This window comes from Pantoea sp. Ae19-2 (assembly GCF_059801205.1).
This window is the reverse complement of sequence record NZ_JBCHWE010000004.1, coordinates 56,681-70,417: the sequence shown is the minus strand read 5'-3', so window position 1 is coordinate 70,417 and position 13,737 is coordinate 56,681. Positions and strand designations below refer to the sequence as shown.

Here is a 13,737-nt window from a genome sequence, read left to right as displayed (position 1 = left end):
GCTATCTGTTAAATCACTTCATTTAGAATCGTCCCTTCATTATCTGGAGAGGTAAATATAGCGATCGATTCTCTTTTTAAATTATTTAGACTCCACATATACAAGAATCTCTCTCCATTATAAATTTATATTTTCCAAGGGGGTCCCGACTCGAAAACCTGGCTACCTTATATCAATAAATAATATATCTTTTTCAAAATATAAACTGGCTAGGGCTTTCCCTGTAAAAAGATTGACCTTGTTATTTCATAGGGTGGGGCGATTAAAATCAGTCCTAAATAAACACCAGAGGCATTAAATTTATTTACCCCAGCAATTTTTTCGATATCAATCTAAGCATCAAAAGATGGTATATGCTAGTAGCCGTCGGTACTTCGACGGCTACTGAATTCGCATATGCCATCCAAGCTAATAATTTCGCTTTACCATTATCGTTAATGTCACAAAACAAAAGTACAATCTTTCAGTTCGAGATAGTGCCATTGATGATTTTAAAACATCTTTTCAATGCCCCCAGATATTTTACATTAAGGTTTAATATTTTCATCAGTTACTCATACAGCCTGTGCTGTCTCACCAAGAATGCTGAAGCAGGGCTGAATAAGTCATTACTTAGCCCTCACTATATAATTGAATGCTAAGTTACGTGGTCTGAAACTTATACCTTTCGATATTCCAGATTTTATGCTGGTAATAATGGTTGCATTCATACCATTATCTGAGATCGCGCCTTCATAATTATTTGGATTAGTTCCATCTGGCATTTTGAAATCATATTGCTGCATATCAAATAATGAATCTTCATTTTTGAATCCTAAACCGACTACACCATTCGCCCCCGTTGCGTCTTGGTTATAGTAATCAAGCATCGCGGTTCTTAGGGTCGTTGACTGCTGCGATGTTAAAATTCCTCTGCTGATATCGACACCACGCCCAGCATCCCAACCACGAATAAACTCCCCACGCAAATCCGGTAATCTAAGCGATGGATAAGCTTTTGCCAGGAGCGGGAAATCAGTTGCACTAAAAGCGTCACCATTACAGGTCAACCAGCCTGATGGTGGTATTTCAGACGGCCACGGAACAGGCACCCCAACCGGCAAAGCGGAGCCTTCTCCCAAACCGAGGTTTTTAAGAACCTCCGCCACCAGCCCCGCGTCTTTAATTTCTGCCAGCGCTTTAGCCGTTTGCAGATACTGACTATGGGGATTGGCCGCATCAACGTGCTTCTTCATCACATCGTCGGTGTAGGCTTTCACCTCGATGACTTTGTCATCCACATACTGGCGCGTGGCGAGCACAACTGAAGGGTCAATTTTCAACGTGACGGCACTGGTGCTGTTCACGATCAGGATCATGCGCACGGTCTGAGTACGACCGCTGCCCTCCTGCAGTTGCGGCTTGTAGGTTTCCGCGCAGTTCGCGACGGCAATCAGCACGCCGTCGGCGTCATACAGGCCAATCTCACGGATCCAGAAGCCGCCTTCGCCTTCAGGGATAATCTGTTCAGCGATAATCTGGCTGCTGTTCGCGGCATCCACCTTCAGCGAATTCAGCGCGGCACGGCGCTTTTCGCCCACCAGTTTGGTCTGCGCAGGATCGGGCGTAGGCAAAACACCGCCGCCGTCACCCACCGCCATCTGGGTAATCTGCAGTTGGGTTCCCAGGGCCGCGGCATTGGCCAGCTTTGCCGCGCCCTGATTGGTCAGTAGGGCAAAATATTTCGTTGTCATGCTCTCACTTCCGTCAGGTCAATAAGATGGACCGCTGCGCCGGTGTAACCGGAACCGCCTGCGGTGATAACTTCAGGTGTATAGGGGTAAACAGTAAGCTCATCGCCACTGTAACTGGCGGCCGCAACAGGAACGGTGCCGGTGCTGTCCAGGTTGATGGATAACCCAGTCAGGTGGCGACTCACCGGCTTGGCATCGGCAATCAGCCGCTCCAGCTCGTTGTACATCGCTTCGGTAATACCGGTTTCCAGTACGCCGACATCAAGGCGAAAGGTGCCGGGCGCTTCATTGGTTTGCCACCATTCCTTAATGCGAATCAGGTAGCCCAGTGGCTCCACCACACGGCGCAGAGAGCCAATCGTCCCTTTGTGTTTATGGATATATTCCGATGCAGCAACCACGCTGCGTTTCGTGCTTTCGCTCCAGCCCGAATCCCAACGATCCACCGACCAGGCCCAGGCCAGGTAAGGCAGTAGCTCCACCGGACAGGTCTGCGAATTCCATAACTGGCGCAAAGGAACAGGAATGGATTCCAGCGCTGCGCAGGCTTCAGCCGCGGCAACTTCCAGGGCTGATGAACCCGTTGGCAGCAGGCGTTTACTCATCGGAACCTCCTACCGTGATCTGGTAGCCGGTGCAGAACGCCGCCTGGGTTTTATCCAGCACCACATCGGCCACCGGCTGGGCCAGTTCGACGCGCTGTACACCTTCTACATGTAGCGCGGCATACAGCGCAGACTTGCGAATATCGCGGCCTAAACGAGCCTGGGTGTTGACAAATGCCTTGAGCTTCGCCTCGGATGCGGCACGGATGGGCTCCGCCTCGGGACCGGGATACAAATACAGCGTGGCGTCAACGCGGTAATCCACAATCTGAGCCGACTGGACGGTAACCCGGTCAGCAACCGGACGGACATCTTCGTCATTTAGCGCGGCATTCACGATCGCCAGCAGGTCGCTGCCCGCCGCACCGTTGCCTTCGCGGGACAGCACGGTAATCGTGACGCTGGCGGGAGAGGGACTGATAGCCGAAGCATCGGCTACGCGGCCATCGGCGCTGCGAGCATGAAATTCGTAAGCACCGGACGGCCCCGCAACACTCAGCCCTTCAAACGCGGCGGCAATGCGGGCACGGAAGTCTTCATCCCGCTCCATTACCGCCTCAACGGGCGGCGTAGCGCTGGTATCCGCCGGCGTCAGCACCAGCCGCGTCACGCCGTTGTTGGCGCCCAGTTGATCCAGATCGCTGCCGCTGGCCCAGGCCACCATCACCGCCTTGGCCGCCTCGTTGATGCGCTGACGCAGAATGACTTCCCGGTAGGCGTTCTCCTGCAGGAGTTTCACCAGCGGGTCGGACTCCAGCGCCAGAACCCGGGCAACCGATGCCTGCTCGTCTGCAGGATAGAGCGAAATCAAAGTGGCTTTGCGTTCGGCAAGCAGCGTTTCATAGTCCAGCGTTTCCACCACGTTTGGCGCAGGCAGCTGGCTCAGGTCGATAGTAGGCATGATTCAACTCACAGGGACGGTTAACGAAAAATCCTGCGCGGTGTCCGCACGGTTGCCGGTGATTTCCACCACCATCCCGCCGTCAAACGCAGATTCAAAATTAATGGCAGTCAGGCTGATGCGCGGCTCCCACTGCAGGATCGCCATATAACAGGCTGACATGATTTGCAGGCGCAACCTGTCGTTCTGCGGCTGGTCGATTAGCGCCGACAACAGTGAACCGTAGTTACGGCGCATCACCCGCGATCCCAGCGGCGTCGTCAGAATGTCACGGACGGACTGGCGGATATGCTCCAGCTCAACGAGGGTTACGCCTGTTTCGCGGCTCATGCCGGTGTAGCGTGCTGTTGTCATAATGGTGCTCCTGTGGTGCCACCGCTGTCGCCCGGATGCTGGTGCGTATGCAGCACTTTGCCGTTGGAGGCGAAGCTGCCGCCGCTGTGCGACACATCGCCCTTCATGGTGCCGCCCTGGGTCACTTCCAGCGTGGCGGTTTTCAGTAACGTGGTGCACTCCACTTCTGGCGTATCCAGCAGGATTTTGACAGCCGCCTTGATCGTCGCCGTCTGAATCCCTTCGGCTTTCAGCGCGCCGGTTGCAGGCTCGTATTCAATGACCGCACCATCGGGAAAAGAGTAGTGCAGCGCATCGGCAGAGGCCGAGGGCGCCGGGCTGGCGTCAGAGAACACGCCGGGTAACACGAAGCCGCTGTTCAGCTCACCGCCCAGGCTTATGATCAGCACCTGCTCGCCTGGCGACGGCGCATTCCATGAACGGGTTCTTCCCGCCCGGGCACTTAGCCAGTGCAGCCAGTCAGTGGTGTTATCGCCGGTTTTTACCCGGCAGGTTCCCGCCTCCAGATTGATGGCGGCAACGGTGCCAATGCGGACCATGTTGCGCAGCAAGCGCTTGATTTCTAATATTTGCTCGTTCATGGCATTAGTTTCTCGTTGCAGGAGAAAAGCGGCAATCGAATGCCGTTTACCCAGGGATGGCTAAACAGCGCGTCAGCGGATAAGGGTTATCGCTATGTTTTCCATTCGCTGACCAGCTTGCCTTTGATGTACAACTGCCAGGGGCGCTCAACATTTTCCGGCATAGCCGGTTCTGGCAGATGCGTGATGTGTAATGCGCCGTTCTGCTGCTCAACCCAGACGCGTTCGGTCAGTTGCAGAGTGATATTCACCTTACTGCGCCCATCTCCGGTTGCCTCAAGGGTGAAGGTAAAGCCGGTGCGACGTTTCTCATCCGAAACCATGATGTCGGGCTGGTTTTCCCGAAGCCATGTCAGCAGGGGAACCATGATCAGATCGATATCCTCTGCGAAGTCAGTAATCGTGACGGCCAGCTGGAAGTGGTATTCAAACGACAGCGAGCTGGCCAGCGTGGAAACCAGGTTTCCGGACTGAATCGCTATCGTCAGGTTGTCAGGATTTTGCTGAAGCAGCGGAACGCTGTTTATCAGCACCTGGCGTAGTTGGTTCGCTTTCAACATCATGCTGCTCCTGGCACGCTTTAATCATCTCAATCTGCAACCCGCACGATGCGAGCGCAGCCTCTAACTGGCGGTTATCCGCCGCCAAATCACCCTGCGTCTGCAGGTTGTTTTCCGGAATGGGGCAACTTGTCACGCGTGGACAACCAGTCCAGATAATCTCGGGCATTGCTGAAGGCCGGACGGCTGTGCAGCCGGATAACGTCAGCAGGCAAAGCAGCAGCGCTCCAGGCACGTAAAGCGGGATTGGCATCGGTTTCTCTTCTGATAATGGTTTCACGATGGAGCGCCTGCGCGCTGGCCTGGTTCTGAAGCAACCGCAGCGCCGCCTCGCGTTTTCGGCTAGCCTGGATATCCGCATCGAGTTGGGCCAGCGCCTTGTCCCGGCTGCTGACGTCAGCCGTCAGCGTACTCACCCTGCGCTGTGCCTCATCCCGTTGATGAGTCATCACGCTAAGGCGCCAGCCGGTTAAGCCCAGGGCAATAAGCAAAATGGCGATCGCCAGTGCAACCAGTCGCATCATGCCGCTCCTTTTAAACACCACGCCATTTCGCGCTGGCGACGGTTATCCAGGCCCGGGTTGTAGGTGCCTTTGACATATACCCAGCGCTTAAGCTGCAGGCAGGCATCGTGCCAGCGGCCGCTGTTGATCAATCCCGCCAGGGTTGATTGACAGGCGGCGTGCACGCCAACGTTAAAACCGAATGACACCACCGCGTCATAAACCTGGTACGGCATTTCACGTGGCATGCACTGGTCGATCCCGCGTTCAACGCGCATCACGTCGTAAACCAGGTTTACCGCGGCCTGACGCTCGTTCACCACACTGGTCGGGGTAACACCTTGCGTGTGACCAATGCCGTTGGTCCAGACGCCGGCGCTGCACTGATAGGGCGAGGTGCGGCAACCTTCTGCATCGGCAATCAGCTTCAGGCCGGCTTCAGAGGTTTTCAGCATGTTGATTTGCGGTAGCAACGCGGCCAGGGCCAGTACGGCCGCCACGGCGCAACGTTTAGCGGTCTGGCTCAAAGTTAAGCCCCTGTAAGTTGCGCTGCTGTAGCTCGTAAGTTTTGCGACGGTAGTGCCAGTTGATAAAAAACGTCGCAACGTTGGTGCACATGGTCAAAACGGCGACGCCAGAGCCAACCATAAAGGCGATATCCTGCGGTGTGTGACGTCCAAACCACATCAGGACGATCCCGATGAGGTAATTAATCAGAGAACTGATTTTTTCCATTGGCGCTAATCCCACAGATTGAGGGTTTCACCCGTGGCCGCCTGAGGCAGCTCCGGTAACACCACTCTGCATCCGTGCGGTAATGTTGGGCCTTGTTCTGCCAGGCCAGGATTGGCGGCATAAACCTGTTCAACCGCCTGCTGCGTGCGTCCGTAGTAACGCCAGCAGATCTCATCAACGGTTTCTTCCTGTTGTGCGTAAATCAGCATTGATTGGCCCCTTATGAGCGTAAAAGCCATGGTCGAGTAGGCGATAAGTTGAGAACATCCGCTGTCGTGGTGACAGGCAATAAAGGCCCCGTTGGCCAACAGAAATCGGTTCAGAGAATTGCACCGTCGGGCCACCAAACCGCCCTGAAGCCGAATCCGGATAACCCGGATACGCGATGTGCATTGGCCTTCGCGCAGAGCGATCCAGAGATTGCTGTGCCTGCCGCTTGTCAGAAGTAGTGTGTGCCTCAGCAGGCGCTTGCTCAACGCAAGGCCGTCCGCTCAAGGCTGGGCGGGCAGAGGCTTACACCCTGAATGCGGGCGCCGATGGAAGGGTCGCGAAAGCGCTGGGATGACGTGAGCGTATTTGCTTTCACAGCGACGACCGGGAGAGGTCGTAAGCCAGCAACAGGAAAGGGGCAGTAACCAAAAGATTGCCGCGAACGCTGACAGGAAAGCGGCCGGGATAACGTTATTCAGTAAAGGTGGGGGAAGACTACGCCTGGCGAACAGGGGTTGCTGCAAACGCCTGCAGGCAGCAGATGCCCGGCGTTTTCGGTCGGTCATGACGCAATGTCAGCGATAAAACGCACTGGCGCGGTTTTGCTGTTGCCCGCGCCTGAACCCTCTCATCCGTTAAGATGGCTCAGGCAACGGACAACCGTCCTGATGTCACAGTGAATGCGTCGCCATCATGATTTTTTTAAAGGCGTCGCCGCAAAGACAACAGAAAAGTGGTTATCGGAAAGGGTGTAGTTCGCAGCGATTTCAGCGATCAAATTTAACGCGATTTCCCTGTCACGCTCCCGGCAGGCTCCTTCACTGGTAAGCCTGGCGATAAGTTCGACGCGTTCAAGCATGACTCGCTCATGTAATTCATTTCCCACAATTCCCTCCCCCAAATAAATACTGTACATACATACAGTATCATAGCATTCGTTAACTGTGGAAGCGTTTTAAGATAGTTCGTAAAAAATTATATCATGTTGATAGGCATCAACTTTTGTTGTACTGCCTGCCAGACAGGTGAAGGCACACTTACGCCAGAAGCGTAAGAAAAATCAATAGATTTTCTTCATTTACCCATCCAAAACAGCAGGTTTTCACTCCGTCTTTTCGTCACGTCAGGGCGAAAAAGAAATCCTCACCGTTGGCTGGGCTGCAGGAGAAGCATCGCCTCTGTCGTAGCCTGAAACAGGGCCAGGAATGCGTAAAGGCGAAGCCCGGCAGATAAACCTGGAAGCCCTTTCGCCTTCGTGACCTCTGCGCCACGGATCTGTGCGCAGATCGTCAGAGACCTCACTTCTGGCATAAAAACGGCTTACGGGGTCCGTACAGTTATTAACAGAACTCCAAGACAACGAAGCGGACTGGCTTTTTTCGTCGCCCGCATCTTCAGCACGTTTGGGCACCAGCTTCCATAGCTTTAACCGCGTCAGGACTGGCGTATCAGCACCAACGGCAGTGGCGTAAACGCCTTTAATTGACTGGATTTCCTCACCAAATGCATTACAGTTTTCCGCGGGCTGGTACCAGGTGCGCACCGCAAGCGCGTCGCGTTTAACGAACGGGCCGCCCTGGGCATTGATGTAGTCGGCCCATTGACCGGCATCGGCCGCATCGTGCACCGCGGCGAATTCCACGCTCAGGCCATGCGCGGTTTCGGTGTCCGCCATACGGCGAAGTTCGCGATAAACTGTTACGGGCGCACCTCCAATAAACTGAAACTGGCGGATGTGCCAGCGTGCTGCCCATGCCGACACCGCCATCGCCGTCTCTCTTAGCGGTTTACCGCTCTCGTTATCCCGCTCGCCCTCTAGCGCATAGCCGTCAATGTTTTTAGAAACATATTTGGCAACATAGCCGGTCGCGCTGCCTTTCGCCGGATCGATCGCTTCGACGTGAAAACGGGCTTTACGTGCCTTTGCGCTGTTCAGTTCCTCACTGTCCTGCTGGCAGGCGTAATGGCGCAGGATCTCGTCTACGCGGTTAACGTCTTCAGGGCGCATAAACATCAGCAGATGCCAGTGGGGCGTGCCATCATGATGCGGCTCCGCAACCCGTAAACCAAAAATGCTGATCTTTTCACGATGCAGTTTGGCCCGCACTTTTTGCCAGAGTGAGCAGAGATAGTGCTGTGTTTCAGCCGGGCTGGCCCCCGTCCATTTAGCGTTACGGTGACCACTCTGCAAGGTCGCGTGATAGCGTGACGGCGCGGTTAACGTGTAGAAGCAGGCCCGAAAGCCCATATCCTGACAGATGGTTTCGAAGCCACGAATACGCGTCATCAGTTCAGCACGACGAATAGCCGGATTGGCTACGCTGCCGTCGTATTTTTCAATCAGGCTGATGCGGTTGCCCTCTTCATCCTCCAGATCCATTCCCTGGAGGAAATCACGGGTACGTCGGCGTTGCTCACGCCATTCCGCTACGGCCATAAGGCTGGCATAAGGGGAATGCGTTTTATTGACGTTCGCCAGGGCGATATGCAGATGTTCACGCCAGAAGGCACTGATACGACGCAGCTGACCTTTCCACCATTTTTCCGCCTGCATACGCAGAATGGCCGAGGTCACCGCTTCAGGGCAGAATACGCGGGCGCTGACGGTTTCCCATAAAGGCGGCGTCTGACCCAGCTCACGGGTGATCACCGCCGCGGTCATATACAGTCTGTGGGTATAACGGTAGTCCGTATCGGTTTGGGCGTGAGTGTGCAGTTGCACCAGCTCGGCGTGAATGAAATGCGCGATATCCCCTGCCAGCACATCAGTGTCGGCACGGGACATATCTGGAAGGCGGTTAAAGCGTTTCATCAGTTCCCACAGCGTGCCGGCGGCTCTGGCTGCGCCCTGCGGGCAGGACATGCTGCGGGTCAGCTGTGCGACAACGCCCGTGCGCATATCATGCAGTTGATAACGTCGGTTAACAGCGTCAACACGTGGCAATGTGCGCTCAACAAAGGTTTTTGCTAAGTAGGCATTGGCCCGGGCTGTTCCCTGCTGCTGTTCCAGACTGGCAAGACGACGCTTCACGTCCATCTGGACAATGCTGGGCTGGGCATGAAGAATTTTCTGTCCGTGCAACCACGCCGCAATCTGTCGATGACGGTGCTGCTGCTGGTCATGGGTCAGATACGGGCTGGCTATCGCCAGCCGCGGGGCGTTCCACGGGTAAGCGAACGACATCATCGCGTATTCCCGTAGTGAAGACGTGCTCTCAGCTCGCTCAACTCCTGACAGGAGAGGCAGCGGGTCACGCCCTGCAGCGCACGACGGCGCGCTTCAGGAATCGGTGCGTCGCACTCTTCACAGAACGAGGCGCCGATCGCCACAGGACGTTGCGTAACCTGCGCGATATTTTGCGCCAGGATTTCCTCGCTGCGCTGCTGCGCAATATCGATTGCATCTGCCATTAGCGCATCTCACCTGATTCGTTTTCATAACGCTCAGCTTCAGATCGCAACAGCTCTGCTGCTTCGATGCCGTTTAGCGTCTGCCGCGTAATGTGCGCTGCCATCGCACTCAGCCGCTTCGCCACGGCCAGCGCGCAGGCTTTACGCTCATTATCGAGCAGTTTATTGAGGGTAAAGGCCATGGCGTCGTTCATTGGATGTGTCTCGGTATTCATCATTTCTCTCCAGATTTTGGGCAAAGGCATGCCCGACGGGTTTACGTCATCACGTCAGGGGTGATTTATTTATTCAGGCAGAAAGCAGTCAGCCGTTGAGAACTGACGCGGCAACATGTTTCCCCAGCGGGCCAGCTTATTCATTGCTAAAATGATGTGCTCACGGCGCGCCTGGTCAAAAAACTGGAAAGGCCTGCCAATGTCTTCCAGCCTGAACATGCCCGGGCAGTCGCGGTTAGCCAGGGTTAATACGCAAAATTTAAAGTCATCATTTTGACGATTAAAATAGCGAAGCGATGGGTTTCGGTTGTGATCGCGCAGCAAGCGCCAGTGCTGTCGAAACGCATCAAACGTCATTTTTTCGCTGTGGCAGTCTTGCTCTGCGGTGAAACGTGGCCCGGCAGATGACTGACTGATGACCTGGACGGTGCGGTTCATAGGCTCCTCCGAAAAAAGTTGCAGCGGGTTTTGACGAATCAATACCCTCATCGTTATTACAGTGACGTTTTACTGGCGGCGGATTCGCGCCTGTCTCATCCATGACGCTCGTTAAGCATTAAGCGAAACGGCAGGTGCGCAGACGGTTTCCCCCCAGATTGCCCCGGACAGGGCGCGTTGCTGCGCCAGCCGCGGCCTGAGAGCGCTTTCGACCCTGAAAGCGCGCTTTTACGCGCCTCTCCACGTGCGCTGACTGCATTAGCCCTGCATCTCATTGCGACAATAAGGTTCTGGCTTGATGATTGTAAAAATGAGCCTCATCAGGCAAAATCCTGAGTTATCAGATAAAGCCGCACCCTGTTGCATCATTCAAAGGCTAACTTAAACTGGAGGATACTTAGACTAAATCTAAGTGTCAATAAAAATGAGCGTTTATACTAATTTCAAATTTCCGAACTCGAGCGCAGAAGCTCTGGATCGCGTTGTCGATGCCTACGGCTTTACCATGAAAATGCAGCTTGCAGATCACCTTGGAATTGCAGCAAGTAGCCTGTCTGCGCGCTATAAACGTGATGTTTTTCCTTCAGATATCGTTTTACAGTGCGTGATGGAAACGGGCGCAGACCTGCAATGGTTGATCACAGGCAAAGGCTCAAAATTTTCTGAAAGCAAACCCGACACGCCCACACTGATTAGAAAAAAGCTAATCAGCGGCAAAATCGAGGAAGCGGGTTATGTGATGCTGGATAAAGCGTTATACGCGCCATTGAAACAGGAACCGCGCAGTGCTTTCTTACTGTTGGCGGAAACCACCCAGTACATCATCGATACCGATTTTGAAGATATGCATGACGGCGTCTGGTTGGTCGAAATTGAAGGAACCGCCAGCGTCAGGACGCTAACGCGCATTCCGGTCAGGAAGGTGCACGTCAGCGGCATCGGCGTAGCGTTTGATTGCGGGATTGATGATATCAGGCTGATTGGCCGCGTGGTTCTGACGATTCAATAAACCGGCGTCGTGCGCACGGCAACGCCTTATCACGGCCTCAGCGTTACTCACAGAATGCGGTACAACGCGGGCCGCCTGCCTCAGGCCGCCCGCTCCGCTCTTAGCGGCAAGGGGTTCCCACCAAAGCGGCTTGCTGATCGCTGAGGTTGGCTCCCCGGTCAATACAGGTTTAACCACGGCTCGCCCGTTACCGCCAGCGTTAACGCTTAATACAGTCCGGCCTTCCCCGCTGAAGAGAAAAGCCGCATCTTGTGCTCGACAACGGCTTTCGCCGCCGCCATCGGGCGCACGTAGAGTGCGCTGGGTTCATGTCCGTTTGACTGCAATTCTTCCTGCAGCGCGACATAAAACGCCTTCTTCATATCGCTGGAGATATTGATTTTCCCTACGCCATACTTAATCGACTCCGCGACCTCGCTGTCTTTGTTGCCCGAGCCGCCGTGCAGAACCAGCGGAATTGTCAGCCGCTGTCTGATGGCTTTGAGACGGTCAATATCCAGTACAGGCTGTTTACCCGCAGGATACAAACCATGCGACGTGCCGATGGCCACGGCAAGCGTATCCACTCCGGTTTCTCTGGCAAACCGCTCCGCCTGGTCGGGATCGGTGTAGAGAATTTCACTGTGCCCCCCTTCCGCGCTCCCCTCTGCCACGCCAATCGTTCCCAGTTCGGCTTCTACCGAGACGTTAACCTTGTGGGCAATGGCGGTGATTTCACGCGTCAGCGCAATATTCTCTTCAAATGGCAAGCCTGAGGCATCGATCATGACCGAGGTATAGCCGGTGCGGATGGCGGTTAAAATATGCGCCAGCGTCTGGCCGTGATCCTGATGAATCACCACCGGCACGGAAGCGTTAACCGCCAGCTCCCTGAGATAGGCGATGAAACTGTCGCCGACGAAAGCGTGCTCATCGGGATGCACTTCCAGGATGACGGGAGATTGCAGGGATTCCGCCACCTCAATGACCAGCCGGGCAAACTCAGCGGAGGCGATGTTGAAGGCACCGACGCCGAACTGATTCTCCTGCGCCACCTTCAGTAACGCCTTCATATTTATCAACATAATTCACTCCTGCGGTAAATGTTGCGGATGATCTTTTTTAATCACTCTGAGGATCAGTGCGGTAAACAGCGCACCGGCGAGAATGGCAAACAGGTAGGCTGAGACATGGGTAATGACGTTCGGTATGAACATAACGAAGATCCCGCCATGCGGTGCGCGGGAAGCACAGCCGAGCATCATTGACAGTGCGCCAGCCAGTCCCGAGCCCGCCACAATGGCGGGAATGACGCGAAGCGGGTCCGCCACGGCATACGGAATAGCCCCCTCGGTGATAAAAGAGAGGCCGAGCACGTAGGTGACCTTGCCGGTTTCGCGCTCCTGAACGCTGAATTTCTTTTTAAAAAGGGTGGTGGCAAGGGCAATGCCCAAGGGAGGAACCATTCCCGCAGCCATACATGCTGCGATGGGTTCGTAGATTCCGGTCGACATCAATCCAATCGCGAACATACAGACGGTTTTGTTAAGCGGCCCGCCCATATCGAAAGCCACCATCATTCCGATAAGCAATCCGAAGATAGCAGCGTTGGCATTTCCCATATCCGTCAGGAAGGTAGTCAGGCTCTGTAACAGCAGCTTAATGGGCTGGCCGACGACCAGAATCATCAGCGCACCGGTCAGGAACACGCTCAACAGTGGCACAATCAGAATGGGTTTAAGTCCGGCAATGGCCTTGGGTAAGTTGATGTACTTCACCACGAGCAGCGTGATGTAGCCCGCCATAAAGCCCGCCAGTAAGGCGCCAAGAAAACCCGATCCGGTATGAATGGCTAACATGCCGCCCACCGCGCCCGACACAATCCCCATATTGCCACTAATCGACTTGCTGATGCCCAGTGAAAGAATCGGCAGCATTAACGCAAAAGCGGCACCGCCACCAATATCGGACAGCATCTTTGCAATGGGGTTATAGAGGGGATCGCCTGGCGTGGCGGCAGTGATCCCAAAAGAAAAACTGAGGGCAATTAATATCCCGCCAGCCACGACAAAGGGGATCATCAGGTTGACGCCGGTAATCAGATGCACATAGATGCTCGACAGCGCCGCTTTTTTGTCTTTGTCTCTGCCCTGCAAGGTTACGTCTTCTGGTGAGGCGGAACAGATTTCGCCGGTTAAGGCCCCGGACAAAATGTCGTCCAGTAATCCAGCGGCATCTCTCGCGGCTCGGGTAACGGACACGGTAATCATGCTTTTGCCGATAAAGCGGGAGCAATCAATCTTTTTATCCGCGGCAATAAGCACGATATCAGCACGTTTAATATCCTCTTCAGTGAAAATATAGTCACTTTCAACGGCACCCTGTGTTTCAACAAGGATCGTTATGCCTTTTTTCTCTGCGCTCTTTTTTAAATTGGCTTCCGCCAGATAAGTGTGTGCTACGCCTGTGGGACAGGCGGTAATCGCAATAATATTCATTTTTC

General features: G+C 54.4%; 19 protein-coding genes. 1 reads left to right on the top strand and 18 read right to left on the bottom strand.

The window, feature by feature from the left end; translation table 11 throughout:
* Positions 1–608: 608 nt before the first annotated feature.
* The 16 genes from AAIE03_RS23530 to AAIE03_RS23455 form a co-directional block, all read right to left on the bottom strand.
* Positions 609–1,733, bottom strand: coding sequence for a phage tail protein (locus AAIE03_RS23530; RefSeq protein WP_273760252.1), 1,125 nt, complete (start codon positions 1,731–1,733; stop codon positions 609–611).
* Positions 1,730–2,338 (bottom strand): phage tail protein I, encoded by a 609-nt coding sequence (locus AAIE03_RS23525; protein WP_014594654.1) that lies wholly within the window; start codon positions 2,336–2,338, stop codon positions 1,730–1,732. Before AAIE03_RS23525 ends, AAIE03_RS23530 begins: the two co-directional genes overlap by 4 nt.
* Complete coding sequence (locus tag AAIE03_RS23520) at positions 2,331–3,239, bottom strand: baseplate assembly protein (protein WP_014594655.1); 909 nt, start codon at positions 3,237–3,239, stop codon at positions 2,331–2,333. The genes AAIE03_RS23525 and AAIE03_RS23520 overlap by 8 nt, the downstream gene beginning before the upstream one ends.
* Positions 3,240–3,242: 3 nt before the next feature.
* Positions 3,243–3,593 (bottom strand): GPW/gp25 family protein, encoded by a 351-nt coding sequence (locus AAIE03_RS23515; protein ID WP_013027278.1) that lies wholly within the window; start codon positions 3,591–3,593, stop codon positions 3,243–3,245.
* On the bottom strand, positions 3,590–4,174 hold the full coding sequence (locus AAIE03_RS23510; protein WP_013027279.1) for a phage baseplate assembly protein V: 585 nt from the start codon (positions 4,172–4,174) through the stop codon (positions 3,590–3,592). Before AAIE03_RS23510 ends, AAIE03_RS23515 begins: the two co-directional genes overlap by 4 nt.
* A gap of 92 nt (positions 4,175–4,266) precedes the next feature.
* Positions 4,267–4,737, bottom strand: a complete 471-nt coding sequence (locus AAIE03_RS23505; protein WP_015699481.1) for a phage tail protein — start codon at positions 4,735–4,737, stop codon at positions 4,267–4,269.
* The gene (gene lysC / locus AAIE03_RS23500; RefSeq protein WP_227022901.1) at positions 4,667–4,942 is read right to left on the bottom strand and encodes an Rz1-like lysis system protein LysC; all 276 of its coding nucleotides are present in this window, start codon (positions 4,940–4,942) and stop codon (positions 4,667–4,669) included. The genes AAIE03_RS23505 and lysC overlap by 71 nt, the downstream gene beginning before the upstream one ends.
* Positions 4,824–5,258: an Rz-like lysis system protein LysB gene (gene lysB / locus AAIE03_RS23495; protein WP_015699480.1), complete on the bottom strand. Its 435-nt coding sequence runs from the start codon at positions 5,256–5,258 to the stop codon at positions 4,824–4,826. The genes lysC and lysB overlap by 119 nt, the downstream gene beginning before the upstream one ends.
* Positions 5,255–5,764, bottom strand: a complete 510-nt coding sequence (locus tag AAIE03_RS23490; protein ID WP_014594657.1) for a lysozyme — start codon at positions 5,762–5,764, stop codon at positions 5,255–5,257. Before AAIE03_RS23490 ends, lysB begins: the two co-directional genes overlap by 4 nt.
* Positions 5,748–5,972 carry an HP1 family phage holin gene (locus AAIE03_RS23485; RefSeq protein WP_014604962.1) on the bottom strand — a complete coding sequence of 75 codons (225 nt, stop codon included), beginning with the start codon at positions 5,970–5,972 and terminating at the stop codon, positions 5,748–5,750. The genes AAIE03_RS23490 and AAIE03_RS23485 overlap by 17 nt, the downstream gene beginning before the upstream one ends.
* Positions 5,973–5,977: 5 nt before the next feature.
* Positions 5,978–6,181, bottom strand: a complete 204-nt coding sequence (locus AAIE03_RS23480; RefSeq protein WP_014604961.1) for a tail protein X — start codon at positions 6,179–6,181, stop codon at positions 5,978–5,980.
* Between the two features lie 692 nt (positions 6,182–6,873).
* On the bottom strand, positions 6,874–7,041 hold the full coding sequence (locus tag AAIE03_RS23475) for a hypothetical protein (RefSeq protein WP_227008678.1): 168 nt from the start codon (positions 7,039–7,041) through the stop codon (positions 6,874–6,876).
* A 264-nt stretch (positions 7,042–7,305) separates the two neighbouring features.
* On the bottom strand, positions 7,306–9,369 hold the full coding sequence (locus AAIE03_RS23470; protein WP_498563254.1) for a replication endonuclease: 2,064 nt from the start codon (positions 9,367–9,369) through the stop codon (positions 7,306–7,308).
* Positions 9,366–9,593 carry a TraR/DksA C4-type zinc finger protein gene (locus tag AAIE03_RS23465; RefSeq protein ID WP_013027288.1) on the bottom strand — a complete coding sequence of 76 codons (228 nt, stop codon included), beginning with the start codon at positions 9,591–9,593 and terminating at the stop codon, positions 9,366–9,368. The genes AAIE03_RS23470 and AAIE03_RS23465 overlap by 4 nt, the downstream gene beginning before the upstream one ends.
* The gene (locus tag AAIE03_RS23460; RefSeq protein WP_014604959.1) at positions 9,593–9,811 is read right to left on the bottom strand and encodes a DUF2732 family protein; all 219 of its coding nucleotides are present in this window, start codon (positions 9,809–9,811) and stop codon (positions 9,593–9,595) included. The genes AAIE03_RS23465 and AAIE03_RS23460 overlap by 1 nt, the downstream gene beginning before the upstream one ends.
* Positions 9,812–9,877: 66 nt before the next feature.
* Positions 9,878–10,246, bottom strand: a complete 369-nt coding sequence (locus AAIE03_RS23455; protein ID WP_014604958.1) for a hypothetical protein — start codon at positions 10,244–10,246, stop codon at positions 9,878–9,880.
* 424 nt (positions 10,247–10,670) lie between these two features.
* Between AAIE03_RS23455 and AAIE03_RS23450 the strand changes: the two genes are divergently transcribed.
* On the top strand, positions 10,671–11,255 hold the full coding sequence (locus tag AAIE03_RS23450) for a phage repressor protein CI (RefSeq protein WP_014594661.1): 585 nt from the start codon (positions 10,671–10,673) through the stop codon (positions 11,253–11,255).
* Positions 11,256–11,461: 206 nt separating this feature from the next.
* Here the strand turns inward: AAIE03_RS23450 and AAIE03_RS23445 are convergent, their stop codons facing one another.
* Together AAIE03_RS23445 and AAIE03_RS23440 are read right to left on the bottom strand one after the other, a co-directional pair.
* Positions 11,462–12,319: a ketose-bisphosphate aldolase gene (locus AAIE03_RS23445; RefSeq protein WP_014594662.1), complete on the bottom strand. Its 858-nt coding sequence runs from the start codon at positions 12,317–12,319 to the stop codon at positions 11,462–11,464.
* 3 nt (positions 12,320–12,322) lie between these two features.
* Complete coding sequence (locus tag AAIE03_RS23440; RefSeq protein ID WP_013027293.1) at positions 12,323–13,732, bottom strand: PTS fructose transporter subunit IIC; 1,410 nt, start codon at positions 13,730–13,732, stop codon at positions 12,323–12,325.
* Positions 13,733–13,737 lie beyond the last annotated feature (5 nt).

Bases quoted from the DNA above. Each gene is read 5' to 3' on its own strand.
- AAIE03_RS23530 (WP_273760252.1), bottom strand. From the start codon at position 1,733: ATGACAACGAAATATTTTGCCCTACTGACCAATCAGGGCGCGGCAAAG.
- AAIE03_RS23525 (WP_014594654.1), bottom strand. From the start codon at position 2,338: ATGAGTAAACGCCTGCTGCCAACGGGTTCATCAGCCCTGGAAGTTGCC.
- AAIE03_RS23520 (WP_014594655.1), bottom strand. From the start codon at position 3,239: ATGCCTACTATCGACCTGAGCCAGCTGCCTGCGCCAAACGTGGTGGAA.
- AAIE03_RS23515 (WP_013027278.1), bottom strand. From the start codon at position 3,593: ATGACAACAGCACGCTACACCGGCATGAGCCGCGAAACAGGCGTAACC.
- AAIE03_RS23510 (WP_013027279.1), bottom strand. From the start codon at position 4,174: ATGAACGAGCAAATATTAGAAATCAAGCGCTTGCTGCGCAACATGGTC.
- AAIE03_RS23505 (WP_015699481.1), bottom strand. From the start codon at position 4,737: ATGATGTTGAAAGCGAACCAACTACGCCAGGTGCTGATAAACAGCGTT.
- lysB (WP_015699480.1), bottom strand. From the start codon at position 5,258: ATGATGCGACTGGTTGCACTGGCGATCGCCATTTTGCTTATTGCCCTG.
- AAIE03_RS23485 (WP_014604962.1), bottom strand. From the start codon at position 5,972: ATGGAAAAAATCAGTTCTCTGATTAATTACCTCATCGGGATCGTCCTG.
- AAIE03_RS23480 (WP_014604961.1), bottom strand. From the start codon at position 6,181: ATGCTGATTTACGCACAACAGGAAGAAACCGTTGATGAGATCTGCTGG.
- AAIE03_RS23475 (WP_227008678.1), bottom strand. From the start codon at position 7,041: ATGCTTGAACGCGTCGAACTTATCGCCAGGCTTACCAGTGAAGGAGCC.
- AAIE03_RS23470 (WP_498563254.1), bottom strand. From the start codon at position 9,369: ATGATGTCGTTCGCTTACCCGTGGAACGCCCCGCGGCTGGCGATAGCC.
- AAIE03_RS23465 (WP_013027288.1), bottom strand. From the start codon at position 9,593: ATGGCAGATGCAATCGATATTGCGCAGCAGCGCAGCGAGGAAATCCTG.
- AAIE03_RS23460 (WP_014604959.1), bottom strand. From the start codon at position 9,811: ATGATGAATACCGAGACACATCCAATGAACGACGCCATGGCCTTTACC.
- AAIE03_RS23455 (WP_014604958.1), bottom strand. From the start codon at position 10,246: ATGAACCGCACCGTCCAGGTCATCAGTCAGTCATCTGCCGGGCCACGT.
- AAIE03_RS23450 (WP_014594661.1), top strand. From the start codon at position 10,671: ATGAGCGTTTATACTAATTTCAAATTTCCGAACTCGAGCGCAGAAGCT.
- AAIE03_RS23445 (WP_014594662.1), bottom strand. From the start codon at position 12,319: ATGTTGATAAATATGAAGGCGTTACTGAAGGTGGCGCAGGAGAATCAG.
- AAIE03_RS23440 (WP_013027293.1), bottom strand. From the start codon at position 13,732: ATGAATATTATTGCGATTACCGCCTGTCCCACAGGCGTAGCACACACT.